Below are 747 nucleotides of genomic sequence, written 5' to 3' on the forward strand. Positions count from 1 at the left end.
GTCACCAGTAGCATCAGGATGTGTACCTGATACAGAAAGAACCCTCACTTCACCTGGACGATTAGGATCTACTTCTAATACGTTGGGATCAGTAATCAATGCACCAGCTTTAACGATGTAATAATCAACTCGTGTTGGAGTGATAACGATAACTTTCTCACCAACTTGACGATGAACTACATCAGCATCAGCATCAGCTTTTGATTCATAAGCTTTAGCAGAACCTTTGTGTAGAGCATCTGCTTCTGTCTTACTATAAGAAGGTACGTTGAGTACATTACCTAAACCAATCTTAGTAGGTGTGATATCAACTGTATGAGTTTCAGGAGTACCACCATTGAAAGTGATGTCTGATACAGCAGGATACACTTTAGCAATATCTAACATTGTAGCTTTATGTACAGTGTTAGTAGTAGCATCTACATAAAAACCAATATCAGTATCTTTAGGAACACCAGAAGTGGTATTATTTAAATCTGTTACTGAACCATCTTTACCAGCAGTACCTGGAGCACCATCTGGAATATTAAGAATCATCTCACCAGTGGTGTTGTCATAACTTCCACTTGGTGTGCTACCAGAGGGTAAAGGATGAACAGTGAGTTTCATCTGTTTAAGAATGTCTAACTGTTTCTGTACATCAGCAATCTTCTGGTTAATAATCAATACAGCATTATTAGCATTGCTTGCAGCTGTATTGGCATCTGAAATTAAAGCCATCAGACGAGCATCTTGATTAGCAAAATC

1 protein-coding gene is annotated in these 747 nt (G+C 38.4%); it reads right to left on the reverse strand.

Annotation, left to right across the window (positions count from 1 at the left end; all coding sequences use genetic code 11):
- Nucleotides 1-747 (reverse strand): hypothetical protein (locus N1032_RS25140; protein ID WP_259543298.1); only part of this gene is annotated, 747 nt, incomplete at both ends.

Origin of the sequence: Herbiconiux daphne (assembly GCF_024979295.1) — a bacterium.
Taxonomy (GTDB): Bacteria; Actinomycetota; Actinomycetes; order Actinomycetales; family Microbacteriaceae; genus Herbiconiux; species Herbiconiux daphnes.